The organism is Paenibacillus sp. PvR098 (genome assembly GCF_017833255.1).
Lineage (GTDB): Bacteria > Bacillota > Bacilli > Paenibacillales > NBRC-103111 > Paenibacillus_G.
This window is the reverse complement of the sequence record NZ_JAFIBU010000001.1, coordinates 2,584,079-2,609,185: the sequence shown is the minus strand read 5'-3', so window position 1 is coordinate 2,609,185 and position 25,107 is coordinate 2,584,079. Positions and strand designations below refer to the sequence as shown.

At 49.3% G+C, this 25,107-nt stretch carries 27 protein-coding genes; 19 read left to right on the top strand and 8 right to left on the bottom strand.

The genetic code is table 11. The features are described from left to right. Positions 1-105: 105 nt before the first annotated feature. From JOE45_RS24220 to JOE45_RS24210, 3 genes are all read left to right on the top strand, one after another. Positions 106-447, top strand: coding sequence for a transposase (locus tag JOE45_RS24220; RefSeq protein WP_461479694.1), 342 nt, complete (start codon positions 106-108; stop codon positions 445-447). Between the two features lie 128 nt (positions 448-575). Beyond that, positions 576-809 carry an IS3 family transposase gene (locus JOE45_RS24215; protein WP_461480194.1) on the top strand — a complete coding sequence of 78 codons (234 nt, stop codon included), beginning with the start codon at positions 576-578 and terminating at the stop codon, positions 807-809. 129 nt (positions 810-938) lie between these two features. Then, the gene (locus tag JOE45_RS24210) at positions 939-1,283 is read left to right on the top strand and encodes a transposase (protein WP_461480193.1); all 345 of its coding nucleotides are present in this window, start codon (positions 939-941) and stop codon (positions 1,281-1,283) included. Between the two features lie 112 nt (positions 1,284-1,395). Here the strand turns inward: JOE45_RS24210 and JOE45_RS12930 are convergent, their stop codons facing one another. After that, positions 1,396-2,190: a phosphatase PAP2 family protein gene (locus JOE45_RS12930; protein WP_210019817.1), complete on the bottom strand. Its 795-nt coding sequence runs from the start codon at positions 2,188-2,190 to the stop codon at positions 1,396-1,398. 319 nt (positions 2,191-2,509) lie between these two features. On the opposite strand from JOE45_RS12930, the gene JOE45_RS12925 reads away from it, so the two are divergent. Then, on the top strand, positions 2,510-2,935 hold the full coding sequence (locus JOE45_RS12925) for a hypothetical protein (protein ID WP_210019818.1): 426 nt from the start codon (positions 2,510-2,512) through the stop codon (positions 2,933-2,935). 52 nt (positions 2,936-2,987) lie between these two features. Here JOE45_RS12925 and JOE45_RS23865 read toward each other — a convergent pair whose 3' ends face one another. The 4 genes from JOE45_RS23865 to JOE45_RS12910 form a co-directional block, all read right to left on the bottom strand. Further along, positions 2,988-3,119 (bottom strand): hypothetical protein, encoded by a 132-nt coding sequence (locus JOE45_RS23865; RefSeq protein ID WP_280873783.1) that lies wholly within the window; start codon positions 3,117-3,119, stop codon positions 2,988-2,990. A gap of 135 nt (positions 3,120-3,254) precedes the next feature. Further along, positions 3,255-4,109 carry an ABC transporter ATP-binding protein gene (locus JOE45_RS12920; protein WP_210019819.1) on the bottom strand — a complete coding sequence of 285 codons (855 nt, stop codon included), beginning with the start codon at positions 4,107-4,109 and terminating at the stop codon, positions 3,255-3,257. A gap of 56 nt (positions 4,110-4,165) precedes the next feature. Then, positions 4,166-5,221 carry a FecCD family ABC transporter permease gene (locus JOE45_RS12915; protein ID WP_210019820.1) on the bottom strand — a complete coding sequence of 352 codons (1,056 nt, stop codon included), beginning with the start codon at positions 5,219-5,221 and terminating at the stop codon, positions 4,166-4,168. Then, positions 5,218-6,231, bottom strand: a complete 1,014-nt coding sequence (locus JOE45_RS12910; RefSeq protein WP_210019821.1) for a FecCD family ABC transporter permease — start codon at positions 6,229-6,231, stop codon at positions 5,218-5,220. The genes JOE45_RS12915 and JOE45_RS12910 overlap by 4 nt, the downstream gene beginning before the upstream one ends. 217 nt (positions 6,232-6,448) lie before the next feature. On the opposite strand from JOE45_RS12910, the gene JOE45_RS12905 reads away from it, so the two are divergent. The 7 genes from JOE45_RS12905 (at position 6,449) to JOE45_RS12875 (ending at position 11,509) form a co-directional block, all read left to right on the top strand. After that, positions 6,449-7,447 (top strand): ABC transporter substrate-binding protein, encoded by a 999-nt coding sequence (locus JOE45_RS12905; RefSeq protein ID WP_210019822.1) that lies wholly within the window; start codon positions 6,449-6,451, stop codon positions 7,445-7,447. Between the two features lie 138 nt (positions 7,448-7,585). Beyond that, positions 7,586-7,909 carry a hypothetical protein gene (locus JOE45_RS12900; protein ID WP_210019823.1) on the top strand — a complete coding sequence of 108 codons (324 nt, stop codon included), beginning with the start codon at positions 7,586-7,588 and terminating at the stop codon, positions 7,907-7,909. Positions 7,910-8,044: 135 nt separating this feature from the next. Then, positions 8,045-8,479: an RrF2 family transcriptional regulator gene (locus JOE45_RS12895; protein ID WP_210019824.1), complete on the top strand. Its 435-nt coding sequence runs from the start codon at positions 8,045-8,047 to the stop codon at positions 8,477-8,479. Between the two features lie 68 nt (positions 8,480-8,547). Next, a complete protein-coding gene (locus tag JOE45_RS12890; protein WP_210019825.1) occupies positions 8,548-8,937 on the top strand; it encodes a hypothetical protein in 390 nt (129 codons plus the stop codon). A gap of 69 nt (positions 8,938-9,006) precedes the next feature. After that, the gene (gene trxA / locus JOE45_RS12885) at positions 9,007-9,321 is read left to right on the top strand and encodes a thioredoxin (protein WP_210019826.1); all 315 of its coding nucleotides are present in this window, start codon (positions 9,007-9,009) and stop codon (positions 9,319-9,321) included. Between the two features lie 47 nt (positions 9,322-9,368). Then, positions 9,369-10,139 carry a DODA-type extradiol aromatic ring-opening family dioxygenase gene (locus JOE45_RS12880; protein WP_210019827.1) on the top strand — a complete coding sequence of 257 codons (771 nt, stop codon included), beginning with the start codon at positions 9,369-9,371 and terminating at the stop codon, positions 10,137-10,139. 254 nt (positions 10,140-10,393) lie between these two features. Continuing rightward, a complete protein-coding gene (locus JOE45_RS12875; RefSeq protein WP_210019828.1) occupies positions 10,394-11,509 on the top strand; it encodes a DUF3048 domain-containing protein in 1,116 nt (371 codons plus the stop codon). A gap of 14 nt (positions 11,510-11,523) precedes the next feature. Here the strand turns inward: JOE45_RS12875 and JOE45_RS12870 are convergent, their stop codons facing one another. Then, positions 11,524-12,819 (bottom strand): hypothetical protein, encoded by a 1,296-nt coding sequence (locus JOE45_RS12870; protein WP_210019829.1) that lies wholly within the window; start codon positions 12,817-12,819, stop codon positions 11,524-11,526. Beyond that, positions 12,800-13,375 carry an RNA polymerase sigma factor gene (locus JOE45_RS12865; protein WP_210019830.1) on the bottom strand — a complete coding sequence of 192 codons (576 nt, stop codon included), beginning with the start codon at positions 13,373-13,375 and terminating at the stop codon, positions 12,800-12,802. The genes JOE45_RS12870 and JOE45_RS12865 overlap by 20 nt, the downstream gene beginning before the upstream one ends. Positions 13,376-13,607: 232 nt before the next feature. Here JOE45_RS12865 and JOE45_RS12860 point away from each other — a divergent pair, with 232 nt between their 5' ends. Beyond that, positions 13,608-14,279: a FadR/GntR family transcriptional regulator gene (locus JOE45_RS12860; protein WP_210019831.1), complete on the top strand. Its 672-nt coding sequence runs from the start codon at positions 13,608-13,610 to the stop codon at positions 14,277-14,279. A gap of 48 nt (positions 14,280-14,327) precedes the next feature. Then, positions 14,328-15,476, top strand: coding sequence for a galactonate dehydratase (gene dgoD, locus JOE45_RS12855; RefSeq protein ID WP_210019832.1), 1,149 nt, complete (start codon positions 14,328-14,330; stop codon positions 15,474-15,476). Positions 15,477-15,547: 71 nt separating this feature from the next. Here the strand turns inward: dgoD and JOE45_RS12850 are convergent, their stop codons facing one another. Then, the gene (locus tag JOE45_RS12850; RefSeq protein WP_245246930.1) at positions 15,548-16,006 is read right to left on the bottom strand and encodes a YflT domain-containing protein; all 459 of its coding nucleotides are present in this window, start codon (positions 16,004-16,006) and stop codon (positions 15,548-15,550) included. Positions 16,007-16,188: 182 nt separating this feature from the next. Here JOE45_RS12850 and JOE45_RS12845 point away from each other — a divergent pair, with 182 nt between their 5' ends. The 6 genes from JOE45_RS12845 (at position 16,189) to JOE45_RS12820 (ending at position 25,102) form a co-directional block, all read left to right on the top strand. Continuing rightward, a complete protein-coding gene (locus tag JOE45_RS12845; RefSeq protein ID WP_210019833.1) occupies positions 16,189-17,346 on the top strand; it encodes a PP2C family protein-serine/threonine phosphatase in 1,158 nt (385 codons plus the stop codon). Between the two features lie 51 nt (positions 17,347-17,397). Next, positions 17,398-21,054 carry a response regulator gene (locus JOE45_RS12840; RefSeq protein WP_210019834.1) on the top strand — a complete coding sequence of 1,219 codons (3,657 nt, stop codon included), beginning with the start codon at positions 17,398-17,400 and terminating at the stop codon, positions 21,052-21,054. 32 nt (positions 21,055-21,086) lie between these two features. Continuing rightward, a complete protein-coding gene (locus JOE45_RS12835) occupies positions 21,087-21,968 on the top strand; it encodes a CheR family methyltransferase (protein ID WP_210023314.1) in 882 nt (293 codons plus the stop codon). Position 21,969: 1 nt separating this feature from the next. Continuing rightward, positions 21,970-23,166 (top strand): ATP-binding protein, encoded by a 1,197-nt coding sequence (locus JOE45_RS12830; RefSeq protein WP_348632598.1) that lies wholly within the window; start codon positions 21,970-21,972, stop codon positions 23,164-23,166. A gap of 368 nt (positions 23,167-23,534) precedes the next feature. Next, positions 23,535-24,716, top strand: coding sequence for a glucose-1-phosphate adenylyltransferase (locus JOE45_RS12825; protein WP_245246928.1), 1,182 nt, complete (start codon positions 23,535-23,537; stop codon positions 24,714-24,716). A gap of 38 nt (positions 24,717-24,754) precedes the next feature. After that, positions 24,755-25,102: a YflT domain-containing protein gene (locus JOE45_RS12820; protein ID WP_210019836.1), complete on the top strand. Its 348-nt coding sequence runs from the start codon at positions 24,755-24,757 to the stop codon at positions 25,100-25,102. The last annotated feature ends 5 nt before the right edge of the window (positions 25,103-25,107 follow it).

The window sequence follows — 25,107 nt, the reverse complement described above, 5'->3', positions numbered from 1 at the left end:
AGAATAAAAAGCCGAAACCAGTAGTATTATCCCCTTTAAGTAGACACTCAATAAAACCGTCATGTTATCATGAGGAACGAGTGAATACTTGGAGGGGATTTCTTTATGGCTAAAAAAGGGCAGATCTTTCAGACGTATACAGAAGAATTTAAGATAGCTGCGGTTAAAGCATATATCGAGGGATCTTCGAGCTATAAGGCGGTAGCAGACCAAATGAAAATACGTAATTGTTCACAGTTAAAGGTGTGGGTAAAGAAGTGGAGAAACGGAGACAGCTTTGATGAGCGTAAAGGCGTCAGTAATCCGTTAAAAGGGCGTCTTCGTACATCCTTCGCTAGTATAGAGGAAGAGCGGGACGATCTGAGCGCGCAGGTAGACTACCTAAAAAAGCGGTATCCAAATCTGGTAAAGGAGGCCATGTCGAGCAGCAAGATCACTACCAACTAATCGATGATTTACGTAGCATACACGGTGTTACCCTCCTCATACATATCGCGGGTATACCTCGAGCCAGCTATTACAAATGGCGAAAAACACGCTCGTTGCGCGTAGAAAAACAAGCACGAGACCACGAGTTGAAGGAGCGTATGATGGCCATTCATGCTACGCATCCATATTTCGGATACCCTCGCATGATGAACGCCTTGTGGGAAGCAGGATACCGTGTTAACCAAAAGAAAGTATGGCGATTGATGAGAGAACTATCCATACAATCCGTCATTCGGAAGAAACGACAACGTTTCAGTTACAAGCCTTCCGTCATTTATCCGAACCGATTACAGCGTCAGTTCCATGCCATAGGTCCTTAGCAGAAGTTGGTCACCGACATCACGTATATCTCAGATGGCACATGTTTCTATTACCTGTCCGCCATTCAGGACTTGTTTAACAATGAGATTGTAGCTTGGTAATTATCCGAACGAAACGATGTGCAGCTCGTGCTGGATACGTTGGAGAAGTGGACAAGAAAAAGAGACGTTTATGGGGCCGTGCTCCATTCGGATCAGGGCTTCCAGTACACGTCTCAGGCGTACAACAAACGATTAGAAGCATTCAGCGTTAAAGGCAGCCACTCTCGCAAAGCAACCCGCCTGGATAACGCATGCTTCGAATCCTTCTTCTCGCATCTCAAAACAGAGAAGTTGTATCTCCAACAGTTTAAGTCAGAATCCGAAATACATCAAGCCATTGAAGATTATATTTACTTTTATAACTATCAGCGATTTCAAGCTAAACTCAAACAGCGCGCACCGATTGAGTATCGGCACGCGCTGGCAGCATAGCTTTTTTTGAATGTCTACTTGACAGGGGTATGATCAGGAGGATGGCCCCCATCCTTCCGGCTTTTTTGCATAAATTAATCCTTTGGCGCAGTGCTGAATTATTGGTTTGAGGTTAATGCCCCGCTGGGCCGTGTCCCGCCTCCATAAATTGAAGAGGGGCATGATCGTCTTTCATCTTTTCAATGATCGCTTCAGCAACAGCTTTTCCTTGCTGCTCACCAGCGACAATATCGCTTTTGAAATGAATACCCGCTTTCAATCGGGAAATACTGGCGTCTGCCGCCATTTTCTCAAAAACGTCCTTTTCATGAGGGAACATATACGACAGAACCGTACTTGCTGCTTTCGCTGTAGCGGAGTGACCCGAAGGATAGGCGGGGTGAGGAGGAACCTTAAACCCTTCAGGAAGCTGTAATGTCGGATCCAGATCGGTCGGACGCGGGCGAAGATATCGGTATTTCTCGTTGTATACTGCGGTTGACGCCGTGTAGATCGCTCCGGATACGACGGTATGAACTCTCGCTGCGGCCGGTGGGGACAGATTGTATTTTTTGACCATCTGCTCTGTCACGGCAAGCCAGTGGGTATTCGGACTGACGATTCCACCTGCCCAGTGGTTGATCAGCTTGATATCTTCCTCGTTACGCTGGCTCGCCATCTGATGGAGCTCATCCAATTCGGCTTTGGTGATATCGGAATCATTGGCAGGGGGAGTGTCGACCTTAAACGTATTTCCTTCTGGAAGTTCAAGAGCCTTCCATTCACCGGCTTCAGGTTCCATCGGCATGTTATGCTTCCAGCCCATTCCAGCTTCCTCGGCTTTCGATGTGATGCAGGCCGATAGAAGTAAAGGAATCATAAGTACGGTTGAAAATTTGACAAAACGTGTGAATGAGATTTTCTTCATGAATGGATCCTCCTGTTGGGTATGGTGTGATAGGTTGAATATATCTTGAATCCGATAGGGTTAACACTACCCGATCGGGCTATTTTACGTCTGTTCTTGTCAGCTCTGTGACATGCTCCTGGTTTAGGCCCAAAAATAACAAAAAAACCCCTAATCGGGAGGTCGAAGGGGAGGCTTTGGTCAATCGGTTGATAGGATGGTGATTTAATAGAAACTAGAATAAGAAGGACATGCTGCGAGTATGTATATATAAATAGATCAATTTCAGTAAAGATAAGGAAGTTGATATCGTATGTATGGATTCCGGACTAACGAGAGCATGAACGATGTAGTAAAGCTGATTTTATTTCAAGCGTATCTTCTTCTCTTTCATTGGATGATCGTGCATGATGCCATCTCAAGAATGCTTGTTTATTTAGGTTGTCTATTATTTTTAAGTCTCTTTTTCTTTTCTATTTCCCCGTTAAACAGGGCAACAGAAAAGTATCGTGGGGTGTACAACGAATTATTTATTTCTCTAATCTGTTTTCATTTGTTCATAAGCTTCATCAGTGGTTCGAAACAAAGGGAAAATGTCATTCTATTTACATTCGCAGCTATTTTTGTGTTGACGGTGAATGGGCATTGGTCGATTGAGGAGAGGCCGGAGGGTACGATGGTCAAGCTGTTCTACTGTTTGCTGATCTTAAGTATAGCCGCAGCGGCTGTGCTCAAATTAGCATCTGGTGCGATGTCCATTGGATGAGTAGGGGCTTGATGACGGGCAGCTGGCCCAGCCCCTATCCACGTACGAAGGTTCATTTCCTGCCGCTGCCCTTAATGACGATTTTATCCCAGTATTTATAAACGAAAGATACGGCTAAAATCAGGCCGATAACCAGCACGGCAGACAATCCATATTGCTGGAGATAATACGTCAGCAAATTCATAGTAAGCCACTAGCCTCCTTTTTGAACTCCCTGGCTGTATTTTCCCCATTGAGCCTAAAAGTCATGAATCCAAAAGCATTCCGCAATCTAAAAAGCGCTGAGGCTCGGATAGGAGCTCAGCGCTGTAAAGATGATTTATGCGAAAGCCGGAATGGTCGTCTCATTCATCATGCCGATTCCTGGAGCGACCCGGCGAAATTCTGGTTTTTTGCCTCTGCCGTAAGGGACAACCATCGGAGTACCGAACAGCGGATCCTCGATAATACGGCATTCCAAGTCGAACACACTGCGGATCAGCTCCTCCGATACCACATCCTTAGGCTTTCCTTCAGCCCATACCTTCCTGTCCTTAATGGCCACTACATTATCGGCATAGCGGCAAGCCAAATTGATATCGTGAAGCACCATAACAATGGTGCGCTGTTCCTGTATGTTTAAATCGTATAACAGGTCGAGCACCTCGATCTGGTGCGCAAGGTCCAGGTATGTTGTCGGTTCGTCGAGCAAAATGGTCGGGGTTCCTTGAGCCAGTGTCATGGCGATCCAAGCGCGCTGTCTTTGACCGCCGGAGAGGGAATCAACCGAACGTTCGGCGAGATGCTTCATGTTCGTAAGCTCTAACGCTCGCCGAACCATTGATTCGTCTTCCTTGGACCATTGCTGCAGCCAATTTTGATATGGATAACGTCCTTGCTTGACGAGCTGCAGCACGCTTAACCCTTCCGGAGCCGCCGGACCTTGCGGTAGCATGGCCATACGCCGCGCTACCTCTTTTGTCTTCAAGGTAGCGATGTTGCTGCCGTCCAGAACGACCTGCCCGCTTTGCGGGGTCAGCAGACGTGCCAGCGAACGCAGAAGCGTCGATTTGCCGCAGCCGTTGCCACCGATAAACACGGTAATTTTTCCTTTGGGAAGGCAGATATTCAGGTCCTGAAAAATGCATGTTTCACCGTAGCTGAGGCACAGGTCATTTGATTGGATGGCGGTCATGGGAATCTTCTCCTTTTTATTCAACGCTTTATTGACAAGGATGTTACTTAGATTCATTATCCTTGATTTCGGCTGTGATATAACAAGTAAACAAAGAAGGGGGCACCGATGCAGGCAGTGAACACTCCGGCTGGGATGTCCAGCGGCGCAAAAAGCGATCGGCCTGCAAGGTCTGCGAGCAGTAGGATTAGCGCTCCAATGAGTGCGGATACCGGCAGTAAAGCGCCAAATGCCGGTCCTACCAGTTTGCGCGCCATATGCGGTGCCATTAACCCGATGAAACCGATGGCACCCCCGAACGCAACGGCGGCGCCTGCGAGCGCGACACTGAGCAGCATCAGCAGCATGCGCTGGCGCTGAACGGCGCTGCCGACACTGCGTGCCACATCCTCGCCGAGCTCTTGAATGTTAATATGCCGGGAGTACACAAAAACCAGCGGCAGTAGAATGAGAACCCAAGGAAGAAGCGGAAGCACATCCTTTTCCCAAGAGACACCGTATATGCTTCCCGTCATGAATGTAAGTGATTTGTTCGCCAGAATGATTGGTCCCGAAATCATAAGCATATAGGAGAGAGCATTCATCGCCGCCGTGAAGCCGATCCCGATCAGGACGAGACGCAGCGGGGTAACTCCGCCATTTTTCCATGAGAGTGAGTATACGGCAAGCGTCGCCAGAAAGGCTCCTACAACTGCGGACAAAGGAAGCCATTGAATGCTTGCTTTCTCTGACCAAAAGAAGAAAAACGCTACGGCCCCGAGAGTTGCCCCGGCGGTCGTGCTGATGGTGTCCGGGGAAGCCAGCGGATTGCGCACGACTCCTTGCAGGATCGCTCCCGATACCGCGAGAGAAGCTCCGATAAGTACGGCGATGACGACGCGAGGCAGACGCAGAGAGCGAATAATCGTGTCACTCGTATCCGCTCCGTATCCGAAAACGGAGCGAACAACCTCTGCAGGCGTAATATACACACTACCTATCCCTGTACTGAGAATCATCGCTGCTACCGTGGCCAGTAATAGAATGAACGTTACAGCCAGCGCTTTTTTGCTGATGAGGAAAGAATAGGCCCTGCCGCGTAAAGAGACGTATTTACTTTTGGCTCCGCTCATTTCAGCTGACCTCCTTTGCGGGCAATATACACAAAGAAGGGAACGCCGATTAACGCCGTGGTCACCCCAACGTGCACTTCCTTCGGCATCGCGACGAACCTTGCGCCGATATCTGCACCGACCAAGAGTAGGGCGCCCAGCACAGCACAATAAGGCAGCACCCAACGGTAATCAATGCCAACAAGATAACGGGCAATATGCGGTATGATGATGCCGACAAAAACGACAGGACCAGCTACTGCAACCGAGCCGCCGGCAAGCAGCACAATGACGACAGCCGCAGCGGCTTTGATCAGAATGGTGCGCTGTCCCAATCCTTTGGCCACGTCATCACCCATCGACAGAACATTAATATGAGGAGAAAGCAGCAGCGCGCCTACCATTGCGATCAGCATATAGGGAAGCACCGACAGCAGCATCTCCATCGTTCGTCCGGCGACGGAACCTACGAGCCAGAAGAGCACTTGATCGAACGCTTTGCCGTCAGCCAGAAGGATTCCCTGCGTAAGAGAGGCAAAGAAAGCGGTTATGGCTGATCCGGCAAGTGTGATTTTGATGGGAGTCAAGCCATCCCGTCCGATTGAACCCAAGAAATAGACTGCGCCCGAGCTGACGGCAGCTCCAAGGAAGGCGATCCATGTAAATTGCCTTAAGCCGGATACATCGAAAATAGAGACGGCCAGTACGATGGCAAACGCCGCACCGGCGTTCACGCCGAAGATGCTGGGAGAAGCAAGCGGGTTACGTGTGATCGCTTGCATCAATGCCCCGGCGACAGCCAGGCTCCCACCGACGACGGCGGCAATAAGCGCGCGGGGAACGCGGGCCGTCTGAATGATGATGTGCTCATTCGATCCGTCATGCTGCGTATAGGCGGCAATGATGCTGCTCAAGGAATAATGGTTGACTCCGAACATGACGCTCGCCAGCATAAAAGCAGCGAGCAGCAACAGGGCGGCAATCAACCCCCCGATTTTGAAGGAAAGATTACTATGTAGTCTTGTGCGCATGAACATTAGCCTGCTTCCCGTTGTTTCCTGATATGTTGAATGATGCGGAATTAATGAATAACAGAACAACTTCATTTTATGAGAATCGTTATCAACTGTCAATGACTTTGATAATCATTATCAAAAAAAAGATTGACAATCTTTACAAGCCCTATTATATTTACCTTGTTAATGATAATCATTATCAACCATATACATTATTCGGGAGGTTCACTCAATGCTGAGTACACGTAAATCATTTCAATGGAAAACAGCGGCTTCATTAGCTGCTATGATGCTGATGTCCGTATGGTTAACCGCATGCGGGGCGAACCCGTCTGCCCAGCCTGCTGCTCCGGCAGACAAACCAAGCACGCCAGCTGCGGCATCGGAAGGTCCGTATAAGGTCAAGCATGCGATGGGCGAAACCGAGGTGCCGGCGAACCCAAAGAAGGTCGTCATTCTGACGAATGAAGGAACTGAAGCTCTGCTGGCATTGGGAGTTAAGCCAGTTGCCGCAGTGAAGTCTTTTACTGGAAACCCTTGGTACGATCATATTAAAACCGACATGGAAGGTGTTCAAGTGGTCGGTGATGAACACCAGCCGAATCTGGAGATGATCGCCGCGCTTAAGCCGGATCTGATCATCGGTAATAAAATGCGCCAGGAAAAAATATATGAGCAGTTAAATGCCATTGCTCCGACGGTATTCTCTGAAGCGCTTCGCGGCGAATGGAAAAACAATTTTAAGCTGTATTCGGAAGCTGTAGGCAAGAAGGAAGAGGGCGATAAAGTCATCGCAGCCTTCGACAAACGGATCGAAGACTTTACATCGAAAGCCGGAGATAAGCTGAGTCAGAAAGTTTCAGTTGTTCGTTTTATGGCAGGAAAAACCAGAATTTATTTGAATGATACGTTTACGGGAATCATTTTCTCACAGATTGGTATTGCGCGCCCTGAATTTAAAGATAAAGAAACGTTCGTGATTGAAATTAACAAAGAGCGTCTGCCGGAAGTGGATGCGGACAAATTGTTCTATTTTACGTATGAGACCGGAGACGGGAAGGGAAATAATCAAGAGAACGAATGGATTAACGATCCATTATGGAAAAATTTGAACGCAGTGAAGAACGGCAATGCGTTTAAAGTAAACGACGTGACCTGGAATACCGCTGGAGGGGTGAAGGCCGCGAACATTTTGCTGGACGATTTGTATAAATTTTACGATATTAAGTAAGAAGTGAAAAAATTAAGGCCGGCTCATATCCGATGGGAGTGAGACCGGCTTTTTTCTTTATATTTGTATAATTTTAGGACTGTTAATACACAATAGAATGGGACTTAACACAACCTACCTTAGGAGGATTTTCAACCCATGCACAACGTCATCAACCAATTGAACCATTGCCAGCAAACGATCGGACAGCTGATCCAGCAAACAGAACAAGCGAGTATGAATTATCAAAGAATGCTGCAGCAAGAGCAGCAAAATGCTCAGCAGCTCGAAATGCTTGCACAGCGTGAGCGTCAGGCGACTCAAATGATTCAAATGGCGCTTCAAGGTCATCAATCGGCGATTCAGCAAATGCAACAGGTATCACAAATGTGTAATCAGTTGGAGCAAACGATTGTACAAATGAACACCATGGGCATGCAGTCTCAGCAAACCGGTAATGCCCGTGGCAGCATGTTTCAATAAGGGTCATGGTAAAGTCGTTCCCGCATCATGCGGGGGCGGCTTTTTTTACATAAGCAAAAGGGCTCAGGGGCATACTTGACAAAATGATCTGTAATAAATATAATAACAGTAAGACGACGAAGGAGGACGCCAGGCGTGAACAGTGAATTTACGATTGCGGTACACAGTCTGGTGCTGCTTGCTTATCGGCCCGATCATATGGCTACCAGCGATATGATTGCAAGTAATGTCTGCACTCACCCTGCCCGTGTGCGCAAGGTGATGAGCTGTCTGAAGAAGCAAGGCTATGTAGCTACGAAAGAAGGCACCGGTGGAGGATATGCACTAAGTTGTGATCCGACTAAGGTCACTTTGGCGCAAATGTATCGCGCTACTTCGATCGGCTCTCTCAAACCTTCGTGGTGCTCCGGGAATGAAGAAGAAGAGTGTATAGTGGCATGCAATATGGCTGATGTGATGGATCATATTTTTGCAGAAGCCGAGGAGCAAATGCTGACCTTTTTGTCTAATATTACGATTCAAGATGTGTTAAACCGAATACGGGAGGCGCAGAAGGACGAACAAGAGTAGCGTTATTCTGTGTACAAACTGTTACTATAATTGTATCAGATTATACTATTATTAGGAGGGATAGTTTTATGGCAGCGGTCAATGATTTGAGAGTGAACGAAGGCGATTGGGTGAGCGGCACGACGATGGAGGACGAACGCTTTATCGGATTTGTGGAATCAACGGAAGGTAATGGTTTGATCAAGATTCGGATTACTCAATGCGACCGTCCAGAAACGGTCGGTGATTCGGCCGAAGCCAAGCTATCCAAGGTCAATAAGCTGCCCGTGTTCGAGCCGACCAGCGAGACACCGCTGCGATCCTTGATTGAAATCGCCTTGATGGCGAAGGATCGGGAGTGGTTCGAAGAGCTAAGCAATAAGCTGGCCGCATCCACCGCGGATCAAGCGGACAAACGGATGAAGAAAAACCGTTTAGAGACGGATTTTCTCTTACAGCCCCCGTCCCGTTTGAATTAACGGGGATTTGGGGAATTAAAGCATAGATTCGTATTCATTCGATAAATTAGATAATAGGAGTGGTTTAAGATGGCCATTGTTAATGTGAATGATGTACAATTTAAAGACACTGTGAAAGAGGGCGTTGTCCTGGTTGATTTTTGGGCGCCTTGGTGCGGACCTTGCAAAATGATCGCGCCGGTGCTTGAGGAGCTGAATGGAAAGCTTGGAGATGCACTTACGATTGCCAAAGTCAATGTCGATGACAATCCTCAAACCGCAGGAAACTACGGAGTGATGAGCATTCCGACCTTGAAGTTGTTTAAAGATGGCGTTGAGGTTGGTTCAAACGTTGGTTTTAGGCCACTGAACGAGCTGGAAGCTTGGGTTCGGGAGCAGTTGTAATTCGGGCAGCTGGGCCTTGCTAATCTTCTAAGGTTAGGGGGATACGTATGTATCCATCATTTTTCATGGCCCATGGTACGCCTACACTTGTCACGGAAAACCATCCATACACCCGATTTATTAAAAATCTGGGTCGAACCCTCCCTGCTCCGGCAGGGATTGTTATATGGAGTGCGCATTGGGAGAGTCAGACACAACGGATCTCCGGCGCTGCAAGGCTTGAGACCATTAAGGATTTTTGGGGCTTCCCGGAAGAGCTCTATGAATGGTCCTATCCGGCAAAAGGTAACATCATGCTCAGCTTGGACATTCAAGGCATGCTGTCCGAGGATGGCATCCATTGTGATATAGACGATCAGAGAGGCTTGGATCACGGTGCGTGGTCCTTGCTTTCCCTCATGTATCCGCAAGCGGATATCCCTATTGTGTCGATGTCGGTGAATGCCAGACTCGTTCCCGAAGAGCAGTATCGAATCGGAAAAGCATTAATGGATTTAAGGAGAGACGGCTACTTGCTTATCGGAAGCGGGGGGACTACGCACAATTTATCCAAATTGAACTGGACCCACGATAAGCTGGAGGCCTGGGCGCTAACCTTTGATGAATGGCTAGCGGAAAGGATCCTTGTCTGGGATCTGGAAGCATTGTTCGATTATGAACGCCAAGCCCCTCATGCAAGCTTGGCCGTACCGACGAAAGAACATTTCGCCCCTTTGCTGATCAGTATGGGAGCAGCTGATGAGAAGCGGAAAGCAACGCTTCTTCATCAACAATATCAATATGGAACACTAGGTCTGAACTGTTGGATGTTTAGCTGAATGCAGAGAACCTTATAACTCCCTGTTCTTATGGGAAATATAAGGTTCTTTTTATCGTTACAGTATTTTAAAGTTCAGTAAACTGCAAAAAAAACCATATAATCATAGAAAAAAACAGGAAATAAAATTGCGGCGCTTTCCGATATTAATGTAAGGAGAGGTGCCTTTTTTTGTCTGAATTTGAAAAATACGATTCTAAAAGTGAGTTTGATACTATATAGTTTAGTAGAGGACAAGCAGATGAGGTGACGGATATGAAACAAAAGCAGTGGAAACTAAGCCGTATAGGGCGGCAGGGAGGGCTTGTGCTGCTGGCAGGATGCTTGACTTGGATAGCAGCCGGCTGCCAGATTTCGGAGGGAGTGCTGCAGGACACCGTCAAGCCGGTCGTTCTGGAGCAAGAGGCACCGCCTGTTCCCCCTGTAAAAGCGGAACCCGCCTTCCGTGCTCCCTTGACGGGAATGCCGAGCGACCGGAAAATCGAGGACAGAACGGTCATGGTGATGATCAATAACGCGCCTCAAGCAAGGCCGCAAAGCGGGCTGACGCAAGCAGATATGCTGCTTGAGGTGCTGGCTGAAGGTGAAATTACCCGGATCGTCGGTATTTTCCAAAGCAGTATATCTAAAGAGCCGATTGGACCGGTGCGAAGCATCCGTCCTTATTTTATTGAAATTGGTAAATCATTCGGGGCTATTCAAGTTCACGCGGGCGGGAGCCCTGACGGTTATGAGAAGCTGAAGAAGGAGCGGATCGCCGCACTTGATGAAATTACGAATGCCGGTTCTGCTTTTTGGAGAGATCGTTCTCGTAAAGCTCCCCATAATCTATATACGGACCTGGAGAAAATACGTGAGACTGCTAACGAACGAGGCTTTACAGGTAACCCTCTGACCCATCCGGTATACACCTTTGTGAAGGACGGCACGGGAGCCGTTGAGACAATGACTACAGACGCGGAGGATGCACCGAAAGTGGACATTACCTTCCTGATGCAGAGCTATAAGGTGTCCTATGAATTTGATGAAGCAAGCCGTTCGTACAAACGATCGATTAATGGAAACAAGCATATCGATCTGAACAACAAAGAACAGTTGAGTGCGGCCAGTGTGATCGTTATGGGCACGAAGCATCATACGCTGGATAATGTCGGAAGGCTGGACGTCAAGCTGACCGGAAACGGCCCGGCTCTTCTGTTCCAACGGGGCAAGGTGAAGAAAGTGGAGTGGAAGCGGGATAAAGCAAGCGACCCGATCCGTTTCTATGATCAAGGTCGCGAGGCAGCTTTCCAGCAAGGGCAAACGCATATCATGATCGTGCCGGAAACGCCGTCATTTGAGAGCCATGTGGACTACGGGCAGAAGCCATAACCGCTGCGGCCCTTTCATTGCGGCTCTAGAAAGGCTTTTGCCTGCCGCTTCCATGACTCGACGTATTGGTCCGTCGCCCACTGCGCCATGACGACAGATTCATTCGCTTGAAGCGGCATCGTCATAAGCTGGGAAGGAATCAGTTGGTCGATATAAGGGTAGACAATGATGCTGCGATCGGTAACGACCGCCACAAAATCATGTTTCGGTGAAGTGAAGACATCAACAGCCGACGGCTGCAGACGTTTGATTTCATTCCACGAAACGGCCAACTTGTCATGAGCGACGACAGATGAAGGTAATTCAATCGGCACATCCTTCAGGCGGTATCCCAAGGTGCCGGTGAGGTTCTCCGCCGAACCATAGTCAGCTAGCTGTGCGATCCACTGCCCTTGCTTGCGAACGATCGTCCAGCTTTCCCCCGACGTATCCGGGACTCCGGCAGCCGATTCCGATTCTCCCGGCTGGGAGGGCAGCGTAGGCTGCAGCTCTTGAAGTATCGGCTCCGCGTAGGCGGCCAGCAGCCCGCGTAATGACACGTGGGGCTCTTCCAACGGCTTGAGCGATATCTCTCTCTTGGGCGGGGCAATATGCAGCAGCTCTTTGACCCACACGTACTCGTACTTGACGGGCTTCCCGGAAGCAGGGTCCTGGGTTTGCACCGTTTGAGCAACGGTGATATAGCGGTTCCCGGCAAAAAGGAGCTTCTCCGACAACTTGAACGGCTTGGCAATAGATTCCGCGGAAGCCAGTGCAGCTTCTAATTTTGGCTTCGCCGCCGCTTTGGCGGCGGTAATCATCCGAGCCTCCTTCTCCTCCGTCATCAGCCGCTGACCACCCAGCTTCCAAAAGTCCATTTTGTAAGGCATCAGGATGCCTTCGCCTTCCGCGGTTTTCTGCAGCCGGTTGTGTTCCGGAGCGATAAGTACAGTTCGATAGGTGCTGTATTCCTGCCTGCTGCCGGTTGCGGGAAGGTCCGTACGCAAACCAAGGAGAAGCGCGGAACGAATGGAGGACTCCCAATGATCCTCTACTGGCTGCCGCACGCCGGCATGCTGGGTATGATCCTCGAACGTAGGCTGGTTAAAACGCAGGAGGGAGGTTAAACGTTGCCCGTCGACGAGCAGGAGCATAGCCATGAACGCAAGCAGGGCACAGGTGGCGCCGAGCCATGGCTTCCAAGGCATTGGTCTGATACTCTCTTCGTTTATGCGTGCTTCGATACGTTGTCTTAAGCTGTCGGTAAACCCTTCCTCAGTGAGCGGTTCATCAGCCAGTTTGTTCTTGAGCTCATTGTCCATCAGATCCAAGGCCCCGCCCCTCCTTCATCCTCGAAATTTTATTCCTGGCATGGTACAGCCTCGATTTCACTGTTCCTTCGCTTACGCCAAGGACCTCTGCCATTTCCTTCATAGACAGCTGATGATGCGCATAAAGGATCAGCACTTCCCTGTATTTGACGGGCAGCTTCAGCACCAGCTCCCACATCTCATTAACCGTTATACGCTCTATGACCTCTTTCTCCGGCTGCGAGGTAGCCGCCTGCTCGCCGAAAGACGTGAGGAAATCGACTAAAGTGACTTTACGGTAAAAGGCCGCCCTTCGGTAATCGAGTGTCATGTTGCGCGTGATGGCAAGCAGCCACGTTTTGACGGAGGATTCACAGCGGAATGTGAAAAGATTGCGGTATACCTTAATAAACACCTCTTGGGTGATATCGTCTGCCTGATCCCGCTTACGGGTTATGCTATAGGCGTAGTTCCATACGTCTTTGCCGTAAGCCGTCATCAGTTCATGCAAAATTGCTTTCTGATCGGAGCTTTCCGACAAATGCTTCAAATATTCAAAATTTGCTTTCGAATCCAAAGCTGCCACCTCAAATGTTTGACGATCTTCCGGCGGTACCGGTTCAATAACGCGTTCGGAATGGTGCAAAAGAGTGTTCAGGATTACAGTATCTTACCAGTTTACTTTGAACGTCTGCCTTTATAAAGGGGGGCAGATGTTTTTTCTATAAAAAAAATCATTGATCATCAGATGTTTGGTGATTATAATGTTAAACATCAGATGAATGTGGAGGGGAAAGACGAACCTGAGTATGACCAAAAAACTGACTTATGAAACCGTTTACGACGAAATCAAACGGAAAATTGAAAGCGGCATCTGGAAGCCCGGCCAGCAGATTCCACCACTGGAGCAGCTTTCAGTGGAGCTTGGCGTTGGGATATCATCTATTCGTGAAGCGGTGCGCATTCTCGGCCAGCAGAAGATTTTACGAGTGGAGCAGGGGAGAGGCACCTATGTCGAGAACGATGTGACCGGCAGCGATGGAGAAAGAACGCTTGATTTTCTCGAGAAGGCGACCATGCTGCAGCTTACGGAGGCGAGGCTGATCATCGAGCCGGAGCTGGCGGCGATAGCGGCCGAGAAAGCGACGGAAGCCGAGGCGGAGGCCATTATGCGGACAGCTGATACGATGCGGCGCAAAATTCGAAAAAAGCAGAACTTTTTTAAAGAAGATTTGCTGTTTCACGAGCTGATTGCCAGAGCATCTCATAATGAAGTCATGTTTCACATGCTGGAGCGAATCAGCGATCTGCTTACAGACAGCCGTAGGCGCTCGATGAAATGGGAGGGGATGGACAAGAAGGCGGCCTCCTATCATCACTTGATCGCGCAGGCTATTGTACAGTGTAATCCCACCCAAGCGAGAACGTTGATGAAAAGCCATATGGAGGATATGCTGTTGGGGTTTCGCCAAAACATTTAGGCTAACGATCGAATATAGTCATTAAATGAACCTGGGAGAGGACATTGGATGAAAATCAAATCGATGGAGCTTTTTCAAGTCCCGCCGCGTTGGCTGTTTTTGAAGGTGACGACGGATGACGGCATTGTCGGATGGGGGGAGCCGATCGTCGAAGGGAAAGCCGATACGGTGCGCGCCGCAGTGGAGGAAATGAGCGATTACCTGATCGGCAAAGACGCCGGACACATTGAGGACCTGTGGCAGGTGCTGTATCGGGGAGGTTTTTACCGGGGAGGGCCGATTCTGACCAGTGCGATTTCCGGTATTGAACAGGCGTTGTGGGATATCAAGGGTAAGCGGCTGGGTGTGCCCGTATACGAGCTGCTTGGCGGTCCAGTCCGGGATAAAATGCGAGTCTATGCTTGGATCGGCGGCGATAAGCCTATAGATGTTGCGGAGGCAGCCGGAGAGAAGATGGCGGAAGGCTATACCGCAGTCAAAATGAACGGTACGGCGGAGATGGAATGGATCGACACGCCGCAGAAGGTGCAGGAGGCTGTGGAACGATTGGCAGCGGTGCGTGAAGCCATAGGCTGGGACATAGGCATTGGTGTGGATCTGCATGGCCGTGTCCACAAAACCATGGCCAAAGTGCTTATCAAGGAGTTGGAGCCGTTCAAGCCGATGTTCATCGAAGAGCCGGTGCTGCCTGAGAACAATGAGGTGATCCCTGAGATCACCAGGGGCATCAGTGTGCCGATTGCAACGGGAGAGCGCATGTATACGCGCTGGGATTTCAAGCGGCTGCTTACACAAGGCGGCGTGGATATTATCCAGCCCGATCTCAGTCATGCCGGAGGCATATGGGAGGTGCGCAAAATTGCGGCGATGGCGGAGGCCTTCGACGTCGCGGTAGCACCGCACTGTCCGCTCGGGCCGATCGCGCTGGCTGCGTCTCTGCAGCTTGATTTCTGCACGCCCAATGCATTTATTCAGGAGCAGAGCCTAGGTATCCACTACAATCAAGGCTCAGACCTGCTGGATTATTTAGCTGATCCTGCTGTGTTTCATTATCAGGACGGTTTTGTCCGCCGGCTTGCCGCACCAGGACTAGGAGTGGAGATCAATGAATCAAAGGTGCGTGAAATGGCGGCTGTGGGGCACCGTTGGCGCAACCCGGTTTGGCGGAATGAGGATGGCACTGTTACGGAATGGTGAGCATGCTGCAACAGAGCAAGCCCTTGAGCAGGAATCGTGAGAGTCCTGTCAAGGGCTTGCTTGCTGTATCATTATGTTGTTCGTTCGGCCCCCCGTTTACCCTCCATGTAAATACCCATCGGCGGGATGGCTACATCCTCCACGCGTTCGTGTCGACGGGCCGCATCCTCCTCCTCTCGTTCCAGCGTGCGGGTATCGTTTTCAAGCCATACAAGCACCATGATGCGGCCTTTGTCCAGCTCAGACTCATAGCGGTCTGCTTCCGAAGCTGAGATGCCGAGGCCTTCGAGTTTGGCGCGCAGCTGGTCGCCGCGAGAGCGGAACAGGTTGGCGAAAGCCGTTGCCATGCCTTCCTCCATGATGCCAATCGTATTCGTATCCGTTAATTGGCTGAGCCCTTCGGTTTGCTCGTCATTATGTGCCAGAACATAAATCTCATTTAAGGAATGCCCTTCTTCACGAAAGCCGCGAATGGCCCTGATCACGGCTTCTTCATCGTTAACCAATCTGATTTTTGTTCTCAAGCTCATGCTGGATCCCTCCTTAATTTTTTGCTTATTTTTTCTTAACCTCATTTTTCTTTCCTGAAACATGGCTCGAGCTGTTTCAAAACAGCCAATTATGGTTACATATTTATAAAAATCGCTATAATTGAAGGAACGGACTTCAGCCGGATTGGACGCGTTTAGAACCTATAGGGGGAAACCATCACATGAACATTGCCATCGTAGACGATAACCCGGTCAACATTATCGTTATTGAAAAAATATTAAAAAGCGCAGGTTACGAATCGATTTGGAAGGCTTCTTCGGCGCAGGAATTGCTTAATCGTCTTAACGAGCATGCCCATACGGGGGCAATGCCCGTTGACCTGATTTTGATGGATATGATGATGCCGGAGATGGACGGGATAGAAGCTTGCCGCCGCATTCAACAGGATGAAGTACTCAAAGATATTCCGGTCATCATCGTGACCGCTCTCGGTGATTCTAATAAGCTGGCGGAAGCATTGGAGGCCGGAGCGATCGATTATGTGATGAAGCCGGTCAACAAGGTCGAGTTGATCGCCCGCATCCGCGTGGCTCTTCGCTTGAAATACGAAAAAGATTGGCACAAGCATAACGAGGCCCGCATTCGCGAGGAGCTGGAGCTGGCGAAAAAAGTGCAGAGCGGAGTATTGAGTCCGCCTCTGCAGAAGGAGCTCCTCGAAATCAGTGCCGCGTATTATCCTTCCTCTGAGCTGGCTGGTGATTTTTATGCTTGGTACCGAGTCGACGATCACCGGCATGGCGCGATAATTCTCGACATCATGGGCCATGGCATCTCATCTTCTCTAGTCTGCATGTTCATTTCTTCGGTCATTCAGGATACGATTACCCGTTTCGTTTCGCCGGAATTCGTTATCGCGGAGCTGAATCGATATATGAAGCAACTGAATCATAAAAATCCTTCGATTAGCTATTATTTTACGGCCATTTACTTGCTCATTGATACGAAGGACAAAACAATTGAGTACGTTAATGCCGGACACCCGCCCGGCTTTCTTTTTGAAGAAGGGAAGGCGCCAATTGAGCTTGGCCAAGGAAGCTGCGCCGTTGGTTTTTTCGATCAGATGGAGATTACCAAGAGCACGTTCACTTACCAGAATCCAATTCGGGTTGTGCTGTACACGGACGGATTGCTGGAGGCGCTGCCACTGCCGGAGGATCACCCGGAGGACTCCCCGGAATCAGATCTGCTCGCGCTGCGGCTGCATAGTCGCATTCGCGGCGAGCATAATCCGATAAAGCTTGTGGAAAGCCTGCTGCAGCCCAATGATCAGGAAACGTATAGCGATGATATCTGCCTGGTGTTGATTACAGCCAAGTAAGGAAGCGGTACACGTAGAAACAAGCTTCAGAATGGAAGAGGGAAATAGGCAATGAGGATTAAGACGAAGTTATACTTGGGGTATAGTATCATGCTCCTAGTGTTGTTTGTTGTAGGGGGGATCGGCATCAATCGGATGAATGATTCCGATTTCAGCATGAAGGAGGTTTATGAAAATCGCTACAAAAAGGTGCAATTGAGCACCCAAATTCAAAATGACGCTTCGGTTCTGGCTAAGGCGTTGGCAGATTTGGTCCAGCTGGATTTGCCGGAAAGCGAGCGGCAAAATATTCAAATTATACATCGGACTTCCGAATTAGTTTCTTCTCAAATGCAGCAAATGAACACCTTGTTTACAGACCCGACAGAAAGGGCATTGGCTGTGGAGCTGAGAGTGAAAGGCAGTCAATTTTTAGAATACAAGGATCAAGTGCTGCGGATGTATGAAACAGGTAACAAAACTGAGGCAGACGATTTACAGAGGCAGACGGGAAATTCTCTCCAGGAGGAATTTTTTCTCAGTATGAGGGAAATCGGCGATTATCAAGAGGAGGCCCTGAACAACGAGGTCTCCCAAGTGCTGGATGATAACCGAGAAGCGTATATGTCCACTGCAGTCATAACATCGATCGGTCTGCTGATTGGTCTGGGCATCATGTACTGGATCGCTTTCAGCTTGAACCGCGGACTTGATATTCTCTCCACCATGATCACGAATTTCGCAAACGCGAAACGGGCTGAATTATCGTATCGGATCCCGATTACCACGAATGATGAATTCGGGCGGCTGGCCGTCGTCTTCAATGAAATGGTCGATAAGATTGAACAATCGGCCATTACCGAGCGAAGGCTGAACAAGATCAATGAGGATTCACTGTGGCTTCAAACGGAAATGTCCAGAGTATACTATAATCTTCAGCAAATCGATGAGCTTGAGGAGATCGGTGAAGCGTTTATATCAGAGCTTGTGCGTATTGTTGGCGCGCATGACGGCGCTTTATATGTGATTAAAGGATCGGGGGCCGAAAGAAAGCTGGACCTCATGGGGGTTTACGCACGATCCGAAAGCGATGCCGACAAACAGCTGGAGGTTGGTTCCGGTCTGATCGGCCAGTGCGCCAAAGACGGTCAGCCGATCAGCGTGGAAGGATATAAGGGAGAATACGGCAAAATCCGCTCCTCCTTCGGCGAGCTTCAAGAGATGACCCTTACGATTCAGCCGATCAAATATGACGAGCAGATCCTTGGCGCATTTGAGCTGACTTCACTAGCTTCTTTTAATGAGATAGAGCAAAAAATGATTGTACAAATGGCTGAGTTATTTGGCATTCTGCTCAATAGTATTCAGGGGCGGATCCGAATTGAGGAGCTGCTGCGGATTCATCAAGCGCTCAACGATGAATTGCAGAGCCAATCCGAAGAGCTATTGTCTCAGCAAGACGAGCTTAAAGCTTCAAATGAGAAGCTGGAAGAGCAGACCAGAGAGCTGAAAGCCTCGGAAGAGGCGCTGCAGCGTCAGCAGGAGGAGCTAGAGCAGGGCAACGAAGCGCTTATGAACAAAACGGCGGAGCTGGAGGTGCAGATCAAGGAAACGGAGGAGATCAATCGACAAGTCGAACTAGCCAAAGAATCCCTTGAGAGACAAGCGCTTGAGCTTGCCCTGGCTTCTCGGTATAAATCGGAGTTTTTGGCGAATATGTCGCACGAGCTTCGGACTCCGCTGAACAGCCTTCTGATTTTATCCCAGCTGCTAAAGGAAAATAAAGAAGGACGCTTGTCCAGTAAACAAGTGGAATATGCGGAGACCATTTATTCCTCCGGATGTGATTTGCTCCGGTTGATTGATGATGTGCTCGATCTGGCCAAGGTAGAATCCGGTCGCATGGAAGTGAATTCAGAACCGGTCTTGCTTCAGGAAATAGCAGACACTCTGCACAAGGCGTTCGATCCGGTTGCTCTCAGCAAGGAGCTTCAATATGAAATCAGACTGGGGGAGAACCTTCCCGCCAGCATCCAGACAGATCCTTCACGGCTTCAGCAAATATTGAAAAACTTGCTTTCCAATGCTTTTAAATTTACTCACAGCGGCGGTGTGGTGCTCGAAATACGTCATGCTCAGAAATCCGAACTAATGCTGGCCTTTGCGGTAGAAGATACGGGTATTGGAATCTCGTCCGAGAAGCAGGAGATGATATTTGAAGCGTTCCAGCAGGCGGACGGGACGACGAGTCGTCAATATGGAGGAACTGGACTCGGGCTGTCGATCAGCCGTCAATTGGCTTTCCTGCTGGGTGGATCCCTTGAGCTTGAGAGCAAGGAAGGCAGCGGCAGCCGCTTTACGCTGTACCTGCCGATGGAAACCGTCCAAAGCTTCGAAGAATTCGCATCCGCCGGCATTCCTGCCGCGGCTGCGGCCAAGGAGACGCAGAGCCCCGCCGTGGATCTGCAGGCACATGCCGCTTATGATCCCAAGAAATCCGAGGTTTTGACGACAGGCCATCATCTCTCCGATGACAGGGATCGGATTGAAGAAGGCGATAAAGTGCTGCTGATCATCGAGGACGATGCCCACTTTGCCGCGATATTACTAGATATGGCGCGCAGCCGTAATTTTAAGGCCTTGGTAGCGCTGCAGGGTGATACGGGGCTGCAGCTTGCCAAACGGTACAGGCCCCATGCAATACTGCTAGATATTCAGCTGCCCGTCATCGACGGTTGGTCGGTACTAGTGAAGTTAAAGAACGATTCCGAAACGCGCCATATTCCGGTACACGTTATTTCAGTTGTGGATGAAATTCATCAGGGACTGTCCATGGGGGCAATTGCCTGGCTGAAGAAACCATCGAGCAGGGAGAATCTTGAGCAGGCATTTGCACACATTCAATCGTTCCTGAATCGCGACCTTCGCAATCTGCTCATCGTTCAGCCTGATGAGGAGCACCGCGGCAACTTGATCGAGCTGATCGCACACGATGATATAAGCATCACTGGCGTTTCCAGCGGAGAGGCAGCGTTAGCAGCGATCTCGGAGCAGCCGTTCGATTGTATGGTGCTTGACTATGGTTTAACGGATATGTCCGTGTACGAACTGCTGGACCGAATCAAAGTGGATGAAGGTTTGCGGCGTTTGCCGATCATTATCTATACAGGCAAGACGCTTGATAAGAAGGAACAATTGCGTTTAAAAAAATACGCTGAATCCATCATCATTAAAGACGTGAAGTCCCCGGAGCGGCTTCTGGATGAAACCTCGCTGTTCCTCCATCGGGTGGAAGAGCGCCTACCGGATGAGAAGAAGCTGGTGCTGCAAAAGCTGCACAGCTTCGAAGCGGTATTTACGGGCAAAAAGGTACTGCTCGTTGACGATGATATCCGTAATATTTTCGCGCTTTCTAACCTTCTTGAAGGTTTGGATATGCAGGTCGCTTTCGCGGAAACCGGCAAGCAGGCGCTGGAGCTCCTCGACCGTGAGCCGGATTTTGATATTGTGCTTATGGATATTATGATGCCTGTTATGGACGGTTACGATGCAATGCGTGCGATACGTGCGGACGTGCGGTTCGACAAGCTGCCGATTATCGCATTGACAGCCAAGGCCATGAAGGGCGACCGTGACAAATGTATACAGGCGGGAGCCTCCGACTATATTACGAAACCGGTTCATACGGAACAACTGCTTTCGCTCATGAGGGTTTGGCTGTGCAAATAAACGGCGGAAAGGACAACAAAGGGGCTGAGGACATGAGTGCGCTGCTGAAACAAAATGCGGTATACACTGCCCGGGACGAGGGCAAGGAGCCGAAGGATAAGGAGCGGGAGCGGATTGAAATCAGTCTGCTGCTGGAAGGCCTTTACCGGTGGTACGGTTATGATTTCCGTAATTATGCCTATCCTTCGATACAACGCCGGATATGGCATCGTATCCATGCGGAAAGACTGGGAACCATTTCGGGGCTGCAGGAGAGAATACTGCATGACCGTGACTGTATGGAACGCTTAATCGCAGATCTGGTTATCCATGTCACCGAGATGTTTCGTGACCCGACATTGTTTTCTGCGCTTCGTGAGCAGGTTGTGCCGCTGCTTAAAGCTGCGCCGTCCATCCGTATATGGCATGCTGGCTGCTCTACAGGAGAAGAAGTGTATTCCACGGCCATTTTACTTTATGAGGAGGGCTTGTACGACAGGGCCCGCATCTACGCAACCGATATTAATGAAGAAGTACTGCATGTCGCGGAGCGAGCATCCTATCCATTAAAAAAAATGCAAGGATATACGAAAAATTACCTGGGTGCCGGAGGAAAAGACGATTTCTCCCGATACTATAACGCTTCGGGGGATGCGGCCACGTTCCATCCCTTCCTGCGGGAGAAGATTGTGTTCGCCCAGCATAATTTGGTCACGGATCGATCGTTTAACGAGTTTCATGTTATTTTTTGCCGTAATGTACTGATTTATTTTGATTCGATGCTGCAAAACCAGGTACATGACTTGTTTTATGAGAGCTTAAGTTCATCGGGTATTCTGGTGTTGGGGCATAAGGAATCGATTACCTTTACAAAGCATGCGCAAAAATATGAAGCTCTGGTCAATGAAGATAAAATATTCCGTAAGATCAAATGAGGTGGGCCTTTTGAACGAACCGATTCGCATTCTGCTCGTGGATGACCAGCAAGAAAACCTGCTGGCTCTGGAAGCGGTGCTGGAAGACCAAAATTATCATTTAGTGAAAGCAGCTTCCGGTGAGGAAGCGCTGCGGTGTCTTCTGAAGTATGAATTTGCCGTTATTGTGCTTGATGTTCATATGCCGGGTATGGATGGCTTCGAAACGGCGCAATGGATTAAATCACGCGAAAAGACAAGGACGGTTCCGATCATATTCGTTACCGCGGCGCCCGATGAACAGGAGCAATCGTTCACAGCGTATTCCGTCGGGGCTATCGATTACATCGTCAAGCCGTTCGTACCGCGAATATTAAAGTCGAAGATTGAGGGCTTCGTCGCCATGTATGTAGCGCAAAAAAAGCTTCAGCAGCAAACCGAGCTTCTGAATGAACGTACGCGGGAGCTGGAGAAGGCTAAGGAAGAGGCGGAGCAGGGGGCACTGGCAAAATCGCAGTTTCTGGCGGTAATGAGCCATGAAATTCGGACGCCGCTGAATGGAGTTATCGCGATGGCCGATTTGCTGGTAGAGACCGACCTCAGCAGTGATCAGCGTGAATATGCAGAGACGATCCGACGTAGTGGGGTCGCTCTGCTGCATGTGATCAACGATATTCTGGATCTGTCTAAAATCGAGTCCGGCAAGGTGGAGGTCAAAGAGGATCTCCTCAATCTTCGCATCTGCTTAATCGAAACGTTCGAGATGTTTTATGCCGAGTGCCGCCGCAAATCGCTCGAGATCACCTACGACATTGATCTTATGGTTCCCGATTGTGTGCTTGGAGACGAATCTAGACTGCGGCAAATCTTGATTAACCTGGTCGGAAATGCAGTGAAATTTACCGAACAAGGCGGTGTTCATGTCTCCGTATCGCATCTGAACAGCGAGGCGGAGATGCAGGAGCTTGAATTCCGCGTAACGGATACGGGTATAGGCATTCCCGAGGAAAAGAGGAGCATGCTGTTTGAGCCGTTCACCCAGGCGGATTCCTCCATGACTCGCAAGTACGGCGGTACGGGTCTGGGGCTGGCTATCTGCAAAAATCTGGTCCAATTGATGGGCGGTCGCATCGGTCTTGAGGATCATGGACGTCCTGGAGCGGAGTTTGTGTTTTCAATTCTCGTTAAGGCGTGTGAGGAACACGACCTGATCACGTAAGCAATGAAGTGAGAACATGCCTGAACCCGACATAATGAATGCGGGGAGGGCTTTTTTTTATGGGTATCTTTGTGCGAATTGCTGACATTTTTCCGATTTGGCAACGAGATTAGCAAAGAAAAAAAGTGTAATCTCTGAGCTGTGGGGATAATACGGATAAGCGCGTAAAAATGGGTATGTGGATGCTTTTGGCTTTTGGAGTCTTTTGTCGATATGGTCAGATCAGTGGAAAACGCTCATGATTCGATACACGGTACCCTCTCGAAATATGGCAGATTCTGTTTCAAATCAAGGATATTCGGTTAATCATAACTATCCAAATGATTATGACGATAACCAATCTCCAGGTGAAAGGGGCAGATGAATTTATGAGTTTTAAAGCTTGTGTAGCCATGCTGCTTGCTGGCGGAGAAGGACGCCGACTGGGCGTATTGACCCGTTCAAAGGCCAAACCTGCGGTGCGCTTTGGCGGAGCCTACCGGATTATTGATTTCGGATTAAGCAACTGCAAAAATTCAGGGATTCGCACGGTAGGGGTAGTAACTCAATATCAGGCTGCCTCTTTAGAAGAGCATATCGGAGAGGGGACAGCGTGGTCGGAAGATGCGGACGGAATCTCTATGCTTCCTCCCGAGAACGGAGTATATGAAGGAACCGCTGATGCAGTGTACAAAAATCAAGCTTTTCTCGAGCGTCATGATCCCGAGCATGTGCTGATTTTGTCGGGAGATCACATCTATCGTATGGATTACCGCAAGCTTTTGGAACGTCATGTACAGACACAAGCAGATGCGACAATAGCCGTAACACCTGTTCCATGGGAAGAAGCCCATCGCTTCGGCATTATGCGAACGGACGAAAGGGGACGTGTCCTGGAATTCTCTGAGAAGCCGAAGCAGCCTAAGAGCAGATTAGCTTCCATGGGCATCTATATTTTCCGCCGATCCTATTTAAAGCAGGTGCTTGAAGCGGATGCTCTTGATCCGCAATCGAGCCGAGATTTCGGAAAGGATGTCATTCCGTCTATGCTGAGGACGGGTGCTAAGCTTCAAACCTATTTATTCGAAGGATATTGGCGTGATGTAGGTACGATAGAAAGCCTGTGGGAATCGCATATGGATCTCATCGGCGAGAAGCCTAAGTTTAGCTGTACCGAAGCGAAGTGGCCGATGTACACATCCAAAGCGGCGACCATAGGACAAGCCTATGTGCAATCGGCAGCTCGCATCAGACAGTCCATTATCGCAAGCAGTTGCAGGATTTTGGGACATGTAGAACAGTCCGTTGTAGCCCATAACGTATATGTAGGGCACGGAAGCGTGCTTCAGAATTGTGTCGTGATGCCCGGTGCAAGGATAGGCAGCAATGTATATCTACGTAACGCCATTATTGGGGAAGACGCCGTCCTGGAGGACGGAGTATCTGTAGAAATTCCGTCTCATGGGTTGGTCGCTGTAGTCGGCGATGCCGAGACGGTGAGGAATAAGAACCAGAGAATGCCCAAAATTTATATTCCTCAAGTCCAGCTCCAATGGGAGCATGCCAAATAAAGTCACCCAATCGTGTTATTAAAGGAGGCGTTTCCCGAATGTTTCATTCCATCGTTGTTGCCAATGGCGAACAGGAAGTGAAGCAGGCGGTTCGTGATTTTCAATCTGCGGGCCGCCAAGTAGATCAAATTCAAATTCTGGCACATGAAAATGTGAATACGGATCAGCTGTTTAGGCCCCAATATGCCAGTCGTATCGGCTTTGTCGGGGAATCGATGGCCCACACGGTGACACCGTGCTATAAATGTGAAGGTGCTGCGCTTCGGGAGAAACTACAGTCCTTGGGTTTGTCTCCAACCGCAATACAGTATTACGAGCAGGAAATGACACAAGGTAGAATCGTCATTGCTGTGGATGACCAATCGTTGTTGACCAAGTATTATTAAGACGG

Coding starts and splice junctions, on each gene's coding strand:
- JOE45_RS12820 (WP_210019836.1), top strand. CDS start 24,755: ATGTTTCATTCCATCGTTGTTGCCAATGGCGAACAGGAAGTGAAGCAG.
- JOE45_RS12860 (WP_210019831.1), top strand. CDS start 13,608: ATGACCAAAAAACTGACTTATGAAACCGTTTACGACGAAATCAAACGG.
- JOE45_RS12905 (WP_210019822.1), top strand. CDS start 6,449: ATGCTGAGTACACGTAAATCATTTCAATGGAAAACAGCGGCTTCATTA.
- JOE45_RS12825 (WP_245246928.1), top strand. CDS start 23,535: ATGAGTTTTAAAGCTTGTGTAGCCATGCTGCTTGCTGGCGGAGAAGGA.
- JOE45_RS12920 (WP_210019819.1), bottom strand. CDS start 4,109: ATGACCGCCATCCAATCAAATGACCTGTGCCTCAGCTACGGTGAAACA.
- JOE45_RS12910 (WP_210019821.1), bottom strand. CDS start 6,231: ATGCGCACAAGACTACATAGTAATCTTTCCTTCAAAATCGGGGGGTTG.
- dgoD (WP_210019832.1), top strand. CDS start 14,328: ATGAAAATCAAATCGATGGAGCTTTTTCAAGTCCCGCCGCGTTGGCTG.
- trxA (WP_210019826.1), top strand. CDS start 9,007: ATGGCCATTGTTAATGTGAATGATGTACAATTTAAAGACACTGTGAAA.
- JOE45_RS12925 (WP_210019818.1), top strand. CDS start 2,510: ATGAACGATGTAGTAAAGCTGATTTTATTTCAAGCGTATCTTCTTCTC.
- JOE45_RS23865 (WP_280873783.1), bottom strand. CDS start 3,119: ATGAATTTGCTGACGTATTATCTCCAGCAATATGGATTGTCTGCCGTG.
- JOE45_RS12900 (WP_210019823.1), top strand. CDS start 7,586: ATGCACAACGTCATCAACCAATTGAACCATTGCCAGCAAACGATCGGA.
- JOE45_RS12930 (WP_210019817.1), bottom strand. CDS start 2,190: ATGAAGAAAATCTCATTCACACGTTTTGTCAAATTTTCAACCGTACTT.
- JOE45_RS12915 (WP_210019820.1), bottom strand. CDS start 5,221: ATGAGCGGAGCCAAAAGTAAATACGTCTCTTTACGCGGCAGGGCCTAT.
- JOE45_RS12845 (WP_210019833.1), top strand. CDS start 16,189: ATGAACATTGCCATCGTAGACGATAACCCGGTCAACATTATCGTTATT.
- JOE45_RS24220 (WP_461479694.1), top strand. CDS start 106: ATGGCTAAAAAAGGGCAGATCTTTCAGACGTATACAGAAGAATTTAAG.
- JOE45_RS12890 (WP_210019825.1), top strand. CDS start 8,548: ATGGCAGCGGTCAATGATTTGAGAGTGAACGAAGGCGATTGGGTGAGC.
- JOE45_RS12880 (WP_210019827.1), top strand. CDS start 9,369: ATGTATCCATCATTTTTCATGGCCCATGGTACGCCTACACTTGTCACG.
- JOE45_RS12850 (WP_245246930.1), bottom strand. CDS start 16,006: ATGAGCTTGAGAACAAAAATCAGATTGGTTAACGATGAAGAAGCCGTG.
- JOE45_RS12835 (WP_210023314.1), top strand. CDS start 21,087: ATGAGTGCGCTGCTGAAACAAAATGCGGTATACACTGCCCGGGACGAG.
- JOE45_RS12875 (WP_210019828.1), top strand. CDS start 10,394: ATGAAACAAAAGCAGTGGAAACTAAGCCGTATAGGGCGGCAGGGAGGG.
- JOE45_RS12840 (WP_210019834.1), top strand. CDS start 17,398: ATGAGGATTAAGACGAAGTTATACTTGGGGTATAGTATCATGCTCCTA.